This window comes from Mesorhizobium sp. CA8, assembly GCF_020164955.1.
Lineage (GTDB): Bacteria > Pseudomonadota > Alphaproteobacteria > Rhizobiales > Rhizobiaceae > Mesorhizobium.
Genome location: NZ_JAIUHG010000044.1, coordinates 1 through 13,554, shown reverse-complemented (window position 1 = coordinate 13,554; position 13,554 = coordinate 1). Strand labels below are relative to the sequence as shown.

Here is a 13,554-nt window from a genome sequence, read left to right as displayed (position 1 = left end):
GGCATTCAGATTCGGAGATGGACGTGACGGCGATCTTTGCGGAACAGGCGCTTCTGCCCGAGGGCTGGCAAAGGAATGTCAGGATCGTGTTCGAGAACGGCCGCATCTCGAAGGTCGAGACCGGCGCTGCCGCTCGGGCCGGCGACGAACGGCACGCCATCGTCCTGCCGGGCATGCCCAATTTGCACAGCCACGCCTTCCAGCGCGGCATGGCCGGTTTGGCCGAATTGCGCGGCCCCTCGGCCGACAGTTTTTGGAGCTGGCGCGAGGTGATGTACCGCTTCGCGCTGTCGATGACGCCGGACCAGGTCGAAGCGGTAGCGTCCCAGCTCTATGTCGAAATGCTGGAGGCCGGCTTTTCGCGTGTCGGCGAGTTCCACTATCTCCACCATGATCGCGACGGACAGCCTTACGCCAATATCGCTGAAATGGCAGAGCGGATCGCGGCTGCCGCCGCAGGCACCGGCATTGGCCTGACACTGCTGCCGGTCTTCTATGCCCATTCTGCCTTCGGGGGCGCTGCTCCCAACGAAGGCCAGCGGCGATTCATCAATGATGTCGATCGCTTCGGACGTCTGCTTGAGAAAAGCCGCGAGGGCGTTCGTTCGCTGGAGCAGGCCGTCCTCGGCGTTGCGCCGCACAGCCTGCGCGCCGCAACACCGGACGAGCTCAATGCGGTCGCCGCGATGGCGCCGGACGGACCGATCCATATCCATGTCGCCGAACAGGTGAAGGAAGTCGAGGACTGCGTCGCATGGTCGGGCAAGCGCCCGGTCGAATTTCTGCTCGCCAACGCCAAGGTGGACAATCGCTGGTGCCTGATCCACGCCACGCATATGACCGACGCGGAAACAGCCGCGATGGCGAAGAGCGGCGCGATTGCCGGGCTCTGTCCGATCACCGAAGCCAATCTCGGCGACGGCACTTTCGCGGCCCCATTCTTCGCCGAGCAGGGCGGGCGCTTCGGCATCGGTTCCGATTCCAATGTGCTGATCGGCCTGCCGGACGAGCTGAGGCAGCTCGAATATTCGCAGCGCCTCGCCCACCGCGCCCGCAATGTGCTGGCCCGCGCCGGCGGCTCGACGGGGCGCGCGCTGTTCGACGCCTCGCTCGACGGGGGCAGCCGGGCGCTCGGCGCCGGCCAGTCGCGGATTGCCGCCGGCGGCCCTGCCGATTTGGTCTCGCTCGACGCCGGTCATCCCTCGCTTGCCGGCAAGGCGGGCGACGCGATCCTCGACGCCTGGATCTTTGCCAATGGCACCAAGGTCGATTGCCTCTGGGTACATGGCAAGAAGCAGGTCAGCGGCGGCAGGCATGCGAAGCGCGAGGCGGTCGCCAAGCGGTTCCGCGAAGTCATGACAGCATTGTCGCAGGGCTGAACAGGAACTTCCGATGAGCCTGAGCGAGACAGATGACATCGAAGGCGGCGAGATCCTCTCGCTGCATCAACGCATTCTGTCGGACATCCGCGAGAAGATCCTGTCGGGCGCCTGGGCGCCGGGCCATCGCATCCCCTTCGAGCACGAGTTGACGGCTCACTATAATTGCTCGCGCATGACGGTGAACAAGGCGCTGTCGCAGCTCGCCAAAGCCGGATTGATCGAGCGCCGCCGCCGTTCAGGCAGTTTCGTGCGCCAGCCGCAGTCGCAGGCGGCGGTGCTGGAGCTGCACGACATCAGGATCGAGGTCGAGGCGCTCGGCCTGCCCTATCGCTATGAGCGGCTCGAGCGCCTGAAACGGCGCAGCAGTGCCGAGGATCGCGCGCGGCTCGGGCTTTCCCAATCAGGTCCGGTGCTCGCGCTGGAGGGCATGCATTTTGCCGGCGAACGGCCATTCGCCCTTGAGCAGCGGCTGATCAATCTTTCAGCCGTGGCCGAGGCTGCCGAGGAGGAATTTCTCCAGATCGCGCCGGGGCCCTGGCTGATCGGCCGCGTGCCATGGAGCGAGGCCGAGCACCGCATCCGCGCCATGGCCGCCGACGAGACGATCGCCGATGCGCTCGACATCGACGCGAGCGCGCCCTGCCTGGTGGTCGAACGCCGCACCTGGAGCGCCGAACACCCGGTGACCCATGTACGGTTCATCTACCCGGCGGAGAGCCACACGCTGGTGGCGCGGTTTACGCCTTCGCAGGGGTGACTCCCCTCACCCAGCCTCCGCTTCGCTCGGCTGACCTCTCCCCAAGGGGAGAGGAACGGTCAGCGCCGGCGCAAATCTCTTCTCCCCACCGGGGACAAGGTGGCCGCGAAGCGGCCGGATGAAGGGGGAGTGCCGCCTCAGATCGCCGCAGTCACAATGATCTCGACCAGATATTCCGGAGCGGCGAGCTTGGCTTCGCCGGTGGCGCGCGCCGGGGTGTGGCCCTGCGGCACCCACTTGTCCCATTCCGAATTCATCTCGGCGAAGGTGCCCATGTCAGCCAGCCAGATGATCGCCTGGACGATCTTGGTCTTGTCGGTGCCGGCCTTGGCGAGCAATTCGTCGATGGTCTTGAGGATATCGCGGGTCTGCGAAGCGACGTTGCCGCCGGGCTCGCCGACCTGGCCGGCCAGATAGACGGTGTTGCCGTGGATGACGATCTGGCTCATGCGCGGGCCGACATCGATGCGACGAATGCTCATTGGAGGTTCCTTCATTGTGGGAGTCGCTGCTCTTTAGAGCCCGGGTCGACTTGGGGCAAGGCCGGCAGGCGCGAAACCAATTGAGCCAAATGTCTGGTCTATGCTCCATCCGCCTACACGCCGAGTTGACCGGCGCGACACAATTCCGCCTGATCGCCATGTTGACTAATGTAATAACATCACATATCGACGACACACTCGATTTCGCGGACCGACTGTCTGATGACCAATGCCTGCCTGACCTTCCGCGACCTGACGCTGGGCTACGGCAGCCATCCGGCGATCCATCATCTCAACGGCATCGTCCGCAAAGGCTCGCTGACCGCCGTGGTCGGCGCCAACGGCTCGGGCAAGTCGACGCTGATGAAGGGCATCGTCGGCGTTTTGAAGCCGATGGAAGGCGCGGTGGTCCGCATGCCGGGCGTCCGCACCGCCTATCTACCACAGCAGTCGGAGCTCGACCGCTCCTTTCCGGCGCGGGTGGTCGATCTGGTCTCGCTCGGCCTGTGGCCAAAGCGTGGCATGCTCGGGCGCTACACCAAAGAGGACCGAGAATCCGTCAGCAAGGCGCTGATGGCGGTCGGGCTCGGCGGCTTCGAGAAGCGGCCGATCGACACGCTGTCCGGCGGACAGCTGCAGCGCACGCTGTTTGCCCGCGTGCTTCTGCAGGACGCCGACCTCATCCTGCTCGACGAGCCGTTCAATGCGGTCGACTCCAAGACGGTGGGCGATCTCATCCAGTTGATAAAGCGCTGGCATGGCGAGGAGCGCACGATCATGGTCGTGATTCACGACCTCGACCTGGTGCGGCAGAATTTCCCGGAAACGCTGCTGCTTGCCCGCCAGCCCGTCGCCTGGGGCGACACCAAGGAAACGCTGCGGCCGGAAAATCTGCTCAAGGCAAGGCGCTTCCACGAGGCGTGGGAAGAAAATGCGCCGTGGTGCGAGCCGGACGATAACGACCATGGCCATGATCACGCGCACCCCGATCACGCGCATGATCACCATCATGACCATCAGCATGGCTCCGGACCGAGGGCGGCGTGATGGATCTCTACGGCCTGTTCATCGCGCCCTTTGCCGATTTCGCCTTCATGCAACGGGCGCTGTTCGGCTCGCTGATGCTGTCGCTCGGCGCCTGCCCGGTCGGCGTCTTCCTGATGCTCAGGCGCATGAGCCTGTCCGGCGACGCGATGGCACATGCCATCCTGCCGGGCGCCGCCGCCGGCTTCCTGCTCTATGGGCTCGAAATCCTGCCGATGACCGTCGGCGGGCTGATCGCCGGCATCATCGTTGCTCTCGGCGCTGGCGCCGTCTCTCGCTTCACCATCCAGCGCGAGGACGCCTCGATGGCGGCCTTCTATCTCATCTCGCTTGCCGTCGGCGTGCTGATGGTGTCGATCCGCGGCTCCAGCGTCGATCTCATGCATGTGCTGTTCGGCACGGTGCTGGCGCTAAACAATGAGGCGCTTATCCTGATCGGCGGCATCGTGGCGGTGACGCTCGCCTGTCTCGCCATCTTCTGGCGCGCGCTTGTCGCCGAGTGCCTCGACCCGCTGTTTCTGCGCTCGGTGAGCCGCATGGGCAGCCCGGTGCATTTCATCTTCTTAGGCCTTGTCGTGCTCAACCTGGTCGGCGGTTTCCAGGCGCTGGGCACGCTGCTCTCGGTCGGGCTGATGATGCTGCCTGCCGCCGCCGCCCGCTTCTGGACAGTGCGCGTCGAACCGATGTGCGTGCTCGCCGTGCTGATCGGCTTTGCCTCCTGCATTGCCGGGCTGCTTCTGTCCTACCACGCCTCGCTGCCCTCCGGCCCGGCGATCATCCTTTCGGCCGGTGTCGTCTATTTCTGCTCGATCCTGTTCGGCACGCGCGGCGTGCTGCGCGCACGCATCGTTCATCACCGCCACCGCACCGCCTGATCCCAATTCCCAAAGCAAGGAGACCTACCTGATGCTGAAATCCTTCCGTGCCGCGCTGGCGTTGAGCGTTATAACATTAAGCACTTTGGCAACCTCTTCCGCTTTCGCGGCGCCGTTGAAAGTGGTGGCGAGCTTCACCGTCATTGCCGACTTCGCGAAAAATGTCGGCGGCGACCGGGTCAACATCACCACCATCGTCGGGCCGGACGGCGACGCGCATGTCTATGAACCGAGCCCGGCGGACGCAGTGGCGATGGCCAAAGCCGACGTCGTGCTGGTCAACGGCCTGCATTTCGAGGGTTTCCTCCAGCGCCTGGTCGATGCCAGCGCCACAAAGGCCGCGATCGTGACGCTGACCAAGGGCGTGACGCCGATCGACTTCAAGCCGGAATTCGCCGATGCGGATGCCGCCGAAGGCGCAGGCACCGGCGGCGGCAAGACCGTCACCGATCCGCACGCCTTCCAGTCGATCGCCAACGCCAAAATCTATGTGAAGAACATCGCCGACGCGTTCTGCGCCGCCGACAGCGAAGGCTGCGACAGCTACAAGGCCAATGCCGCCGCCTACACCACCAAGCTCGATGCGCTGGAGGGCGAAGTCAAAGCGGCGATCCAGTCAATCCCCGAAGCCAAGCGCGTCGTCATTACCTCGCATGACGCCTTCGGCTATTTCGAGCACGAATACGGCCTGACCTTCCTGGCGCCGCAGGGCATCTCGACCGATTCCGAACCGTCGGCCGCCGATGTCGCCAAGCTGGTTAGCCAAGTCAAGCAGGACAAGGCGGCGGCGATTTTCTTGGAAAACATCACCAATCCGCGGCTGATCGAGCAGATCGCCGGCGAGACCGGCATCAAGGTCGGCGGCACGCTCTATTCGGACGCGCTGTCTCAGCCCGATGGCCCCGCCTCGACCTATATCGACATGATGCACAACAATATCACGCAGATCAAAGGCGCGATCCTCGGAAGCTGAGCGACGCGGCATCCAACCGGGCCGACACCGGCCCGGTTGGATTTTTCGATCGGTCGTCGCTATTTGGCAGAGAATTCTTTCAATGCGGATTGCCGCCTCTCTCCCGGAGTGGCAAGACAGCCGCCAGAGAGTTCGCGAGGACCACATCATGGAATACCGCCAGATCAGCGACGACTATTCGGTCTCCGGCCAGATCCAGCCTGAGGATATCGCCGCCATCAAGGACGCCGGCTTCAAAAGCGTGATCTGCAACCGGCCGGACGACGAACAGCCCGGCCAGCCTTCGGCCGGGAGCGTTCAGGCCGCGGCCGAGGCGGCCGGCCTCGGCTTCCGCTACATTCCGGTCATCAGCGGCCAGATCACGCTGAACAATGTCGAGGAACAGGCCGCCGCGCTGGATGAACTCGAAGGGCCGGTGTTTGCCTACTGCCGCTCAGGCGCGCGTTGCACCAACCTTTATGGGCTGATCCAGCAGCAGCGAGGGTGACGGATTAGTTATGCCGTGCGGACCCCCTCCGGCCTGCCGACCAGAGGGGGGTGCCGTCCCTCCAACATAGCCGGCGAGGTCCGCTGAGCTAAATCGGCAGCGCCGCGGTTTCCTTCAACGTCTCCAGCACGATCGCTGTCTTCACATGCTGCACGGATTCATGCGGCAGGAGCACGCCGTTGACGAACTCGGACAGTGACTTGAGGTCGGGCGTCACCACCTTCAGGATATAGTCCATCTCGCCGGTCAACGCGTGCGCCTCCTGCACCTCGGGCAGGCGAGCGACCAGCTCGCCGAAGCGGCGGGCATTGTCGCGGTTGTGGGTGGCCAGGGTTACAGAGATCACGTTGACCAGCGAAAAGCCCAGACGATCGCGGTCGAGCACGGCGCGGTAGCCTTTGATGTAGCCATCATCCTCCAGCCGCTGGCGGCGGCGCGAGCATTGCGAGGGCGAGAGGTTCACGCGCTCGGAAAGGTCGTTGTTGGTGAAGCGCGCATCCTCTTGCAGAAGCGCCATTATCTTGCGGTCAAATTGATCGAGACGCGTATCATCCACGAACAATCCTCCCTTCATGCACAATTTGCGCACATGATGAGCATTTTAAGTGGTTGAATGCAAGCACCGTGCGGCAGCTCCGCGCTATCATGGTGAAAGATGGCCAAGCTTGGCCGCACAGCTTTCGGAGGACTGCCATGGGCCCCTTCCCGCACGACGCCCCGCCTGCCAGGATCAGCAAGCAAAACCCCGCCGGCACCGACGGCTTTGAATTCGTCGAGTTCGCGCATTCAGAGCCGGCAAAACTCGCCGAACTGTTTGCCCGGATGGGCTATGTCGCGGTGGCCAAGCATCGCAGCAAGGACATCACCGTCTGGCGCCAAGGCGACATCAACTATGTCGTCAATGCCGAGCCCGGCTCGCATGCGATGAAATTCGTCGAGAAGCACGGCCCCTGCGCCGCCTCGATGGCGTGGCGCGTGGTTGATGCCAAACATGCCTTCGACCATGCCGTCTCAAAGGGTGCCACACCCTATGAGGGCGCCGACAAGGCGCTCGACGTGCCGGCCATCGTCGGCATCGGCGGCTCGCTGCTTTATTTCATCGAAGCCTATGGCGAGAAAGGCTCGGCCTATGACGCCGAGTTCGAATGGCTGGGCGAGCGCGACCCCAAGCCCGAAGGCGTCGGCTTCTATTATCTCGACCACCTCACCCACAATGTCTATCGCGGCAACATGGACAAGTGGTGGGATTTCTATCGCGACTTGTTCGGTTTCAAGCAGATCCATTTCTTCGACATCGACGGCAAGATCACCGGCCTTGTCAGCCGGGCGATCACCTCCCCCTGCGGCAAGATCCGCATTCCGATGAACGAGTCCAAGGACGAGACCAGCCAGATCGCCGAATACCTCAAGAAGTATAATGGCGAGGGCATCCAGCATATCGCGGTCGGCACCGACGCCATCTACGAGGCGACCGACAAGCTCGCTGCCAACGGGCTAAAATTCATGCCGGGCCCGCCCGACACCTATTACGAGATGTCGCATGAGCGCGTGCACGGCCATGACGAGCCTATCGAGCGCATGAAGAAGCACGGCATCCTGATCGACGGCGAAGGCGTGGTCGACGGCGGCATGACGAAGATCCTGCTGCAGATCTTCTCCAAGACCGTGATCGGGCCGATCTTCTTCGAGTTCATCCAGCGCAAGGGCGACGAGGGCTTTGGCGAGGGCAATTTCCGGGCGCTGTTCGAATCGATCGAGCAGGATCAGATCAAGCGCGGCGTCATCAAGCTGGACGGCAAGGCGGCGTAAGCCGGTTGCGGCTTTGACCTCTTATGACCTAAATTCTGGTCATAAGAGGTCGATATGAATGTACCGATAGCCAAAGCGAAGGGCCCAGCTCTCTGAGTTGGTGAAGCGTGCCCAGGCAGGTGAAGAGATCAACCTGACCTGGCAGGGGGAGATTGTGGCAACCTTAAGCGCCCCTGCTCGGCCCGGCGGAAGCAAAGGCCTGTTTGGGGCCTTGAAAGGCCAAATTTGGGTATCGGACGATTTTGACGAACTCGGTCCCGAACGGGACGAGTAGATTAAATGAGCCGTAAATATCTGGTCGATACCTTATTTTACTCTGGGTACTCAACGCGGACTCACGACTTTCTGGCCACCATCGCGACATCTTTCTTGGGGGCGCGGATGTGGTCGTCGGCGCAATCTCGCTAGCAGAGATCGCCACCAAGAAGTCGCTCGGCAAAGTCACGCTCACAGGCAATATCGTCGAAATCTTGCGGTCGAACGGTATTCCGATCCTCGGCGTCAATGAATTGCACGCCGCGAGGCTTGAGCATCTGCCGCTTCATTATCGTGATCCATTCGACCGTCTGCTCATCGCGCAGGCTCAAATTGAAGGTCTGACGATGGTCACTGTGGATCGGCACTTCGCAGCCTACGACGTTTCGTTGGTCTAAGCATCCAGTGCAGCCCGACCTCAGCCTTTCTCGGCTTAGCTTAATATCGTAGTCGAGCGGGAATCGTCCTTGGGGCGCCATGACCCAAGCGAGTAGCGCCGCACCATCTGGCGTCGATGCTGGGCGAGCTACTTTTGGAGGCCGGCGGCTTTGCGCAGGATATCGTTGATCCGGCTCTGCCAGCCGGGCCCGCCGGCGCGGAAGCGGGCAATCACGTCGCTATCGAGGCGCAGCGTCACCTGCTTCTTCGGGTTGTCGAGCGCGGGGCGGCCGCGCGAGCGGCGAATGCTTTCGGCAAAATCGGGGAAGACCTCGGTGAAGGGACGAGCGTTTCGAAAATCTTCCTCGGTCCACTCGGGATTGTCGGAAACGGCATCCCAATCTTCCTTCGTGAATCCTTTGCCTGGCTGGAATTCCTTGTCTGGTTTCGTGATGCTCAGCTTAGACTTCGCCATCGAACAATCTCCTTTCCGCCTGGTTGGCCGGCCGCATCGAAATTATCGAAATGCCCTCAGAGCCAAGCCGGGCAAAGATCACCGCAACGACTCCCCCGACAAGCCGACCGATCGCCATGAAGCGTCCGGCCTTGGCCGTCCGGATTGTCGACGTGAGAAAGAAGCCGTCATCCAGAGCGGCAAAATCCAGCCCGTGCTTCTCGATGTTGGCCAGCCGCTTCGGCTCATCCCAAAAGACCTCACGAATTTATGTACCTACAATAATTAAGTCAATAGCTTGTAACTACAATAATTTTCAGGTCGTCTCGTTCACAATCCCAGTTGCTCGATTTCATCCTTCCTCAGCATGAGGTCATAATCGAGCAGGAACTCATCCAGTTGCGGCGGCGGAACGGAAGTGCCGGAAAGCATGGCGTGCACCTGGCCGCGATGATGGATGTCGTGCAGGAAGAGATGGGCGAGGATATCGCCGATGCGCTCGGGGATCATGCCGTCCTCGCGCCTGTCGGTGATGACACGGCGGTCGAGATCGGCTTCGGACAAGTAATCGCAGAAGGCAATCAGCCGGCGGTCGAAATTGGCTTGTGCCTCCGCCAAGGTCGCCGCATCGTCGAACGGCACGTAGTCGTCGTAGGCTGCGGCACCCCGGCCTCCATCCGTCAGGAAGTCGAGATAGAGAAGGTCGACCGCGAGGATGTGGTTGAGCGTCTCCTTGATCGACGGAAAGAAACTTGTGCGTTCGGCCGCGAACTCGCCGGGCTGAAGCGCAAGCACCGCGCGGTAGAGCCGGTCATTCGACCAGAGGTTGTTGCGGGCCATGCGGCGCAGGTGATCGAGCAGGGTCACCGTTCGGGTTCTCCCTCACCTCTCGTATTTCTCGACCTTCTGCTCGATGGCGCCGAAGATCGAGTGGCCGGTTCTGTCCTTCATCTCGATGCGCACCGTGTCCCCGAAACGCAGGAAGGGAGTCTTCGGCTCGCCTGACTCGATGGTCTCGATCATGCGCAACTCGGCGATGCAGGAATAGCCGGCGCCGCCGGCCGAGACGGGCTTGCCCGGCCCGCCATCGAGCTTGTTGGAGACCGTGCCCGAGCCGATGATGGTGCCTGCGGCGAGCGGTCGGGTTTTAGTGGCATGCGCGATCAGGGCGGGAAAATCGAAGGTCATGTCGACGCCGGCATTGGCGCGGCCAAACGGCTTGCCGTTGACGTCGACCAACAGCGCGAGACTGACCTTGCCGCCGTCCCAGGCATCGCCCAGTTCATCCGTCGTGACCGCGACCGGCGAGAAAGCGGAAGACGGCTTCGATTGGAAGAAACCGAAACCTTTTGCCAGTTCCGGCCCGGTGACGGCGCGCAGCGTGACGTCGTTGACCAGCATAATTAGGCGGATTGCCTCCTTCGCTTCTTCCAGGCTGGCGCCCATCGGCACATCGTCGACGATGACCGCGACCTCCGCCTCCAGGTCGATGCCGAAGGCCTCGTCGGCCATCCGGATCGGATCGCGTGGGGCAACAAAGGAATCGGAACCGCCCTGGTAGATCAGCGGGTCGGTCCAGAAGCTCGCCGGCATCTCGGCGCCGCGCGCTTTGCGCACCAGCTCGACATGGTTCACATAGGCCGAGCCGTCCGCCCATTGATAGGCGCGCGGCAGCGGCGAATGCGCGTCATGCTCATGAAAGCGCGCCGAAGGCACCGCGTTGGCCTCCAGCGATTCCGCCATGGCCGCCAGATGCGGCGCGATGCGCCGCCAGTCGTCCAGCGCGGCCTGCAGCGTCGGCACCAGGAAGGAGGCATCCGTGAACCGCGTCAGATCGCGCGAGACCACGACCAGCTTCCCGTCGCGCGTCCCGTTCTTCAGTGTGGCAAGCTTCATGCGGTTTCCTCTCCTGACGCGGCGTGTTCGCCGCTTAGCGGTACAACAAGGCCGTCGCGGGCAATCGTCAAGTCGCCGGCCCAAGTTTTCCTGACGGCGTCGATCCAGTCGGCTTCGCCGATCGCCGGGTCGTCGGCTGGAATGAGATGGTTGAGCACAAGCCGCTTCACCCCGGCATCGCTAGCGATGCGGCCTGCTTCCCCGGCCAGGCTGTGGCTGGCGAAGAGATGCTCGCGCAGCCGCGCGCCGTTGCCGGTCCGGGCGACCAGCCTTTCCACGCCGGCCTCCAGCATGGCTTCATGGACGAGGATGTTGGCGCCGCGCGCAAACTCGGCCAGTGGCGGAAAAAAGGCGGTATCGGCGGAGAACACCACGCTCCTGTCGCCATGCTCGAAACGCAGCGCAAAACAGTCGGTGACCGGCGGATGATCGACACGCAATGCCGTTACCGTCAGGCCCCGCTCGTCCAGAACAGACCCCTCGCCGAACTCCTCGACCGTGATCAGGTCGCGGATGTCCGGCCTGCCTTCGTCGACGATGCGGATCTCGATGTCGAACTCCATCGCCTGGCAGAAGCGTTGCCAGTAATGGCTGGTGCCAGGTGGGCCGAAAATGGTCACCGGCGTCACCAGCCCCGCCGTCCAGGCGGTGTGGGTAAGCGGCCCGAGTTCCAGAACGTGGTCCGAATGAAGGTGCGTGATGAAGATTAGGTCGAGCGCCTTCAGGCTTATGCCGGCATCGACCAGGCCGCGCGTGACGCCAAGCCCGCAATCGACAACAATGGTTCGTCCACCGAGTTCCAGCAGGGAGGAGGTCGGCCAGGGACCGCCCGGCCGCAACGCCGGGCCGCCCTTGGAGCCCAGAAGTACCAGCCGGTCATTCATCGGGCGTGCCTCAAGACCAATCGCCTTCCGGGGTGCCGTTGAAGCGCTTCTTCAGGTCTGCCCAGCAGTCGATATAGTTCTCCTGCAAGGTGCCGGTCTCGGCGGCGTAGCGCGTCAGCATCTGCGGAAAGCGCGTCTCGAACATGAAGGCCATGGTGTTGTCGAGCTTGACCGGCTTCAGGTCGGCGCGCGTCGCCTTCTCGAAGCCGGACGCGTCCGGCCCATGCGCCAGCATCTGATTGTGCAGGCTGATGCCGCCAGGAACAAAACCCTCTTCTTTGGCGTCGTACTGGCCGTGGATCAGGCCCATGAACTCACTCATGATATTGCGGTGGTACCAGGGCGGCCGAAAGGTGTTTTCCGCCACCAGCCAGCGCGGCGGGAAGATGACGAAATCGACATTGGCCGTGCCCTCCTCGCCGCTCGGCGCCGTCAGCACGGTAAAGATCGACGGGTCCGGGTGGTCGAACAGGATGGCGCCGACCGGGGAAAACGTCGCCAGATCATATTTGTAGGGCGCGTAGTTGCCATGCCAGGCGACGACGTCGAGCGGTGAATGGCCGAGTTCGGTGACATGGAAGGTGCCGCACCATTTGACGATCAGCCGGCAGGGCGTCTCCTTCTCCTCGAACCAGGCGCAGGGCGTCTTGAAGTCGCGTGGATTGGCCAGGCAATTGGCGCCGATCGGGCCGCGGTCGGGCATGGTGAACTTGGCGCCATAGTTCTCGCAGACATAGCCGCGCGCCTCCTTGTCGGCGAGCTCGACCTTGAAGACGAGACCGCGCGGCAGCACCGCGATCTCGCCGGGCCGAAGCTCGATCACCCCCATCTCGGTGACGAAGCGCAGCGCGCCGAGCTGCGGCACAACCAGCAATTCCCCGTCGGCGTTGAAGAAATGGTCATCCACCATCGAGCGGTTGGCGACATAGACATGCGCGGCCATGCCGGATTGGCCGACCGCGTCGCCGGCCGTGGTGAAGGTACGCATGCCGGAGATGAAGTCGGTCGGCTCTGTCGGCATCGGCGTCGGGTTCCAGCGGTATTGGCCGAGCGCCAGCTCGTGGTCGCCGATATTGGGGCCTGTCTTCCACAAAGGGTAGCTGGCGCCCTTGAAGCGGCCGGTGTGCTTTACGCTCGGGCGGATGCGGTAGAGCCAGGAGCGCTCGTTGGTGCCGCGCGGCGCGGTGAAGGGCGAGCCAGACAGCTGCTCGGCGTAAAGCCCGTAGGCGGGCCGCTGCGGCGAGTTGCGGCCCTGCGGCAGCGATCCGGGCAGCGTCTCGGTCTCGAAGTCATTGCCGAAGCCCGGCATGTAGGAAAAGCCCATCCGATCCTCCCTGATCCCGGCTTACAAGCGTCCCAAGACGCGGCCTGCCGGCGATGTTGACCAAACTGGTTTCATTTGTAACCATCGAAAATGTAACTATCAACGGCCGCGATGCGGCCCGGGAGCGCTTCATGGAACCGGATATCCTTGAGCTGGAAAGCTTCCTGCCCTACCGGCTCTATCGGCTTGCCGACACCGTCAGTCGCGAGTTCTCGCGCATCTACAAGGAGCGCCACGGCCTGACGCGGCCGGAATGGCGCACGCTTTCCGGGCTGGGTGAACGCGGAACGATGACGGCGACGGAACTCGGCGAGCAATCGGCCATGCACAAGACGAAGGTGTCGCGGGCGGTGGCGGAGTTGGAACGGCGGCGTTGGCTGACGCGCACGCCGGATGAGAGCGATCGGCGTGTCGAGCATCTGGCGCTGACCAGGGCGGGGCTCGCCGCCTATCGCGAGATGGTGCCGCTGGCGAAGGCGTTTGAGAGGGAGTTGCTGGGGAAGCTGAGTGTGGAGGAGCGGGCGGCGATCGTCAGGGGGGTGGCGGCGCTGGAG

At 63.1% G+C, this 13,554-nt stretch carries 17 protein-coding genes; 9 read left to right on the top strand and 8 right to left on the bottom strand.

Features of this window, described 5'->3' with window-relative positions; all coding sequences use genetic code 11:
• The first annotated feature begins 23 nt into the window (after positions 1 to 23).
• Both LB553_RS29675 and hutC read left to right on the top strand, forming a co-directional pair.
• Positions 24 to 1,379: a formimidoylglutamate deiminase gene (locus LB553_RS29675; RefSeq protein ID WP_224518507.1), complete on the top strand. Its 1,356-nt coding sequence runs from the start codon at positions 24 to 26 to the stop codon at positions 1,377 to 1,379.
• 13 nt (positions 1,380 to 1,392) lie between these two features.
• Positions 1,393 to 2,139 (top strand): histidine utilization repressor, encoded by a 747-nt coding sequence (gene hutC, locus LB553_RS29670; protein WP_224518506.1) that lies wholly within the window; start codon positions 1,393 to 1,395, stop codon positions 2,137 to 2,139.
• A 137-nt stretch (positions 2,140 to 2,276) separates the two neighbouring features.
• Here hutC and LB553_RS29665 read toward each other — a convergent pair whose 3' ends face one another.
• A complete protein-coding gene (locus tag LB553_RS29665) occupies positions 2,277 to 2,621 on the bottom strand; it encodes a RidA family protein (protein ID WP_140697768.1) in 345 nt (114 codons plus the stop codon).
• A 222-nt stretch (positions 2,622 to 2,843) separates the two neighbouring features.
• Between LB553_RS29665 and aztA the strand changes: the two genes are divergently transcribed.
• The 4 genes from aztA to LB553_RS29645 all read left to right on the top strand — a co-directional run bounded on the left by aztA (position 2,844) and on the right by LB553_RS29645 (position 6,000).
• The gene (gene aztA, locus LB553_RS29660) at positions 2,844 to 3,668 is read left to right on the top strand and encodes a zinc ABC transporter ATP-binding protein AztA (protein WP_224518505.1); all 825 of its coding nucleotides are present in this window, start codon (positions 2,844 to 2,846) and stop codon (positions 3,666 to 3,668) included.
• Entirely contained in the window at positions 3,668 to 4,540 is an 873-nt protein-coding gene (gene aztB, locus LB553_RS29655; RefSeq protein ID WP_224518517.1) for a zinc ABC transporter permease AztB, read from the top strand. Before aztA ends, aztB begins: the two co-directional genes overlap by 1 nt.
• Positions 4,541 to 4,571: 31 nt before the next feature.
• Positions 4,572 to 5,513, top strand: a complete 942-nt coding sequence (gene aztC, locus LB553_RS29650; protein ID WP_224518504.1) for a zinc ABC transporter substrate-binding protein AztC — start codon at positions 4,572 to 4,574, stop codon at positions 5,511 to 5,513.
• A 148-nt stretch (positions 5,514 to 5,661) separates the two neighbouring features.
• A complete protein-coding gene (locus LB553_RS29645) occupies positions 5,662 to 6,000 on the top strand; it encodes a TIGR01244 family sulfur transferase (RefSeq protein ID WP_224518503.1) in 339 nt (112 codons plus the stop codon).
• A gap of 88 nt (positions 6,001 to 6,088) precedes the next feature.
• Here LB553_RS29645 and LB553_RS29640 read toward each other — a convergent pair whose 3' ends face one another.
• Entirely contained in the window at positions 6,089 to 6,556 is a 468-nt protein-coding gene (locus tag LB553_RS29640) for an Lrp/AsnC family transcriptional regulator (protein WP_224518502.1), read from the bottom strand.
• 137 nt (positions 6,557 to 6,693) lie between these two features.
• Between LB553_RS29640 and hppD the strand changes: the two genes are divergently transcribed.
• Together hppD and LB553_RS29630 are read left to right on the top strand one after the other, a co-directional pair.
• Positions 6,694 to 7,809 (top strand): 4-hydroxyphenylpyruvate dioxygenase, encoded by a 1,116-nt coding sequence (hppD, locus tag LB553_RS29635; RefSeq protein ID WP_224518501.1) that lies wholly within the window; start codon positions 6,694 to 6,696, stop codon positions 7,807 to 7,809.
• Positions 7,810 to 8,099: 290 nt separating this feature from the next.
• Complete coding sequence (locus LB553_RS29630; protein WP_318011547.1) at positions 8,100 to 8,462, top strand: type II toxin-antitoxin system VapC family toxin; 363 nt, start codon at positions 8,100 to 8,102, stop codon at positions 8,460 to 8,462.
• 128 nt (positions 8,463 to 8,590) lie between these two features.
• Here LB553_RS29630 and LB553_RS29625 read toward each other — a convergent pair whose 3' ends face one another.
• The 6 genes from LB553_RS29625 to hmgA form a co-directional block, all read right to left on the bottom strand.
• Positions 8,591 to 8,917 carry a BrnA antitoxin family protein gene (locus LB553_RS29625; RefSeq protein ID WP_224518500.1) on the bottom strand — a complete coding sequence of 109 codons (327 nt, stop codon included), beginning with the start codon at positions 8,915 to 8,917 and terminating at the stop codon, positions 8,591 to 8,593.
• Positions 8,904 to 9,092, bottom strand: coding sequence for a hypothetical protein (locus LB553_RS29620; RefSeq protein WP_318011546.1), 189 nt, complete (start codon positions 9,090 to 9,092; stop codon positions 8,904 to 8,906). Before LB553_RS29620 ends, LB553_RS29625 begins: the two co-directional genes overlap by 14 nt.
• Before the next feature lie 134 nt (positions 9,093 to 9,226).
• Positions 9,227 to 9,763 (bottom strand): DinB family protein, encoded by a 537-nt coding sequence (locus LB553_RS29615; protein WP_224518499.1) that lies wholly within the window; start codon positions 9,761 to 9,763, stop codon positions 9,227 to 9,229.
• Positions 9,764 to 9,778: 15 nt separating this feature from the next.
• Positions 9,779 to 10,792: a fumarylacetoacetate hydrolase family protein gene (locus LB553_RS29610; RefSeq protein ID WP_224518498.1), complete on the bottom strand. Its 1,014-nt coding sequence runs from the start codon at positions 10,790 to 10,792 to the stop codon at positions 9,779 to 9,781.
• Entirely contained in the window at positions 10,789 to 11,676 is an 888-nt protein-coding gene (locus LB553_RS29605) for an MBL fold metallo-hydrolase (RefSeq protein ID WP_224518497.1), read from the bottom strand. The genes LB553_RS29610 and LB553_RS29605 overlap by 4 nt, the downstream gene beginning before the upstream one ends.
• A 10-nt stretch (positions 11,677 to 11,686) precedes the next feature.
• Positions 11,687 to 13,000, bottom strand: a complete 1,314-nt coding sequence (gene hmgA / locus LB553_RS29600) for a homogentisate 1,2-dioxygenase (protein ID WP_224518496.1) — start codon at positions 12,998 to 13,000, stop codon at positions 11,687 to 11,689.
• 131 nt (positions 13,001 to 13,131) lie between these two features.
• Here hmgA and LB553_RS29595 point away from each other — a divergent pair.
• A partial coding sequence (locus LB553_RS29595; protein WP_224518495.1) for a MarR family winged helix-turn-helix transcriptional regulator occupies positions 13,132 to 13,554 on the top strand: 423 nt, incomplete at its 3' end.

Bases quoted from the DNA above. Each gene is read 5' to 3' on its own strand.
- LB553_RS29605 (WP_224518497.1), bottom strand. From the start codon at position 11,676: ATGAATGACCGGCTGGTACTTCTGGGCTCCAAGGGCGGCCCGGCGTTG.
- aztA (WP_224518505.1), top strand. From the start codon at position 2,844: ATGACCAATGCCTGCCTGACCTTCCGCGACCTGACGCTGGGCTACGGC.
- aztC (WP_224518504.1), top strand. From the start codon at position 4,572: ATGCTGAAATCCTTCCGTGCCGCGCTGGCGTTGAGCGTTATAACATTA.
- LB553_RS29645 (WP_224518503.1), top strand. From the start codon at position 5,662: ATGGAATACCGCCAGATCAGCGACGACTATTCGGTCTCCGGCCAGATC.
- aztB (WP_224518517.1), top strand. From the start codon at position 3,668: ATGGATCTCTACGGCCTGTTCATCGCGCCCTTTGCCGATTTCGCCTTC.
- hutC (WP_224518506.1), top strand. From the start codon at position 1,393: ATGAGCCTGAGCGAGACAGATGACATCGAAGGCGGCGAGATCCTCTCG.
- LB553_RS29610 (WP_224518498.1), bottom strand. From the start codon at position 10,792: ATGAAGCTTGCCACACTGAAGAACGGGACGCGCGACGGGAAGCTGGTC.
- LB553_RS29625 (WP_224518500.1), bottom strand. From the start codon at position 8,917: ATGGCGAAGTCTAAGCTGAGCATCACGAAACCAGACAAGGAATTCCAG.
- hmgA (WP_224518496.1), bottom strand. From the start codon at position 13,000: ATGGGCTTTTCCTACATGCCGGGCTTCGGCAATGACTTCGAGACCGAG.
- LB553_RS29665 (WP_140697768.1), bottom strand. From the start codon at position 2,621: ATGAGCATTCGTCGCATCGATGTCGGCCCGCGCATGAGCCAGATCGTC.
- hppD (WP_224518501.1), top strand. From the start codon at position 6,694: ATGGGCCCCTTCCCGCACGACGCCCCGCCTGCCAGGATCAGCAAGCAA.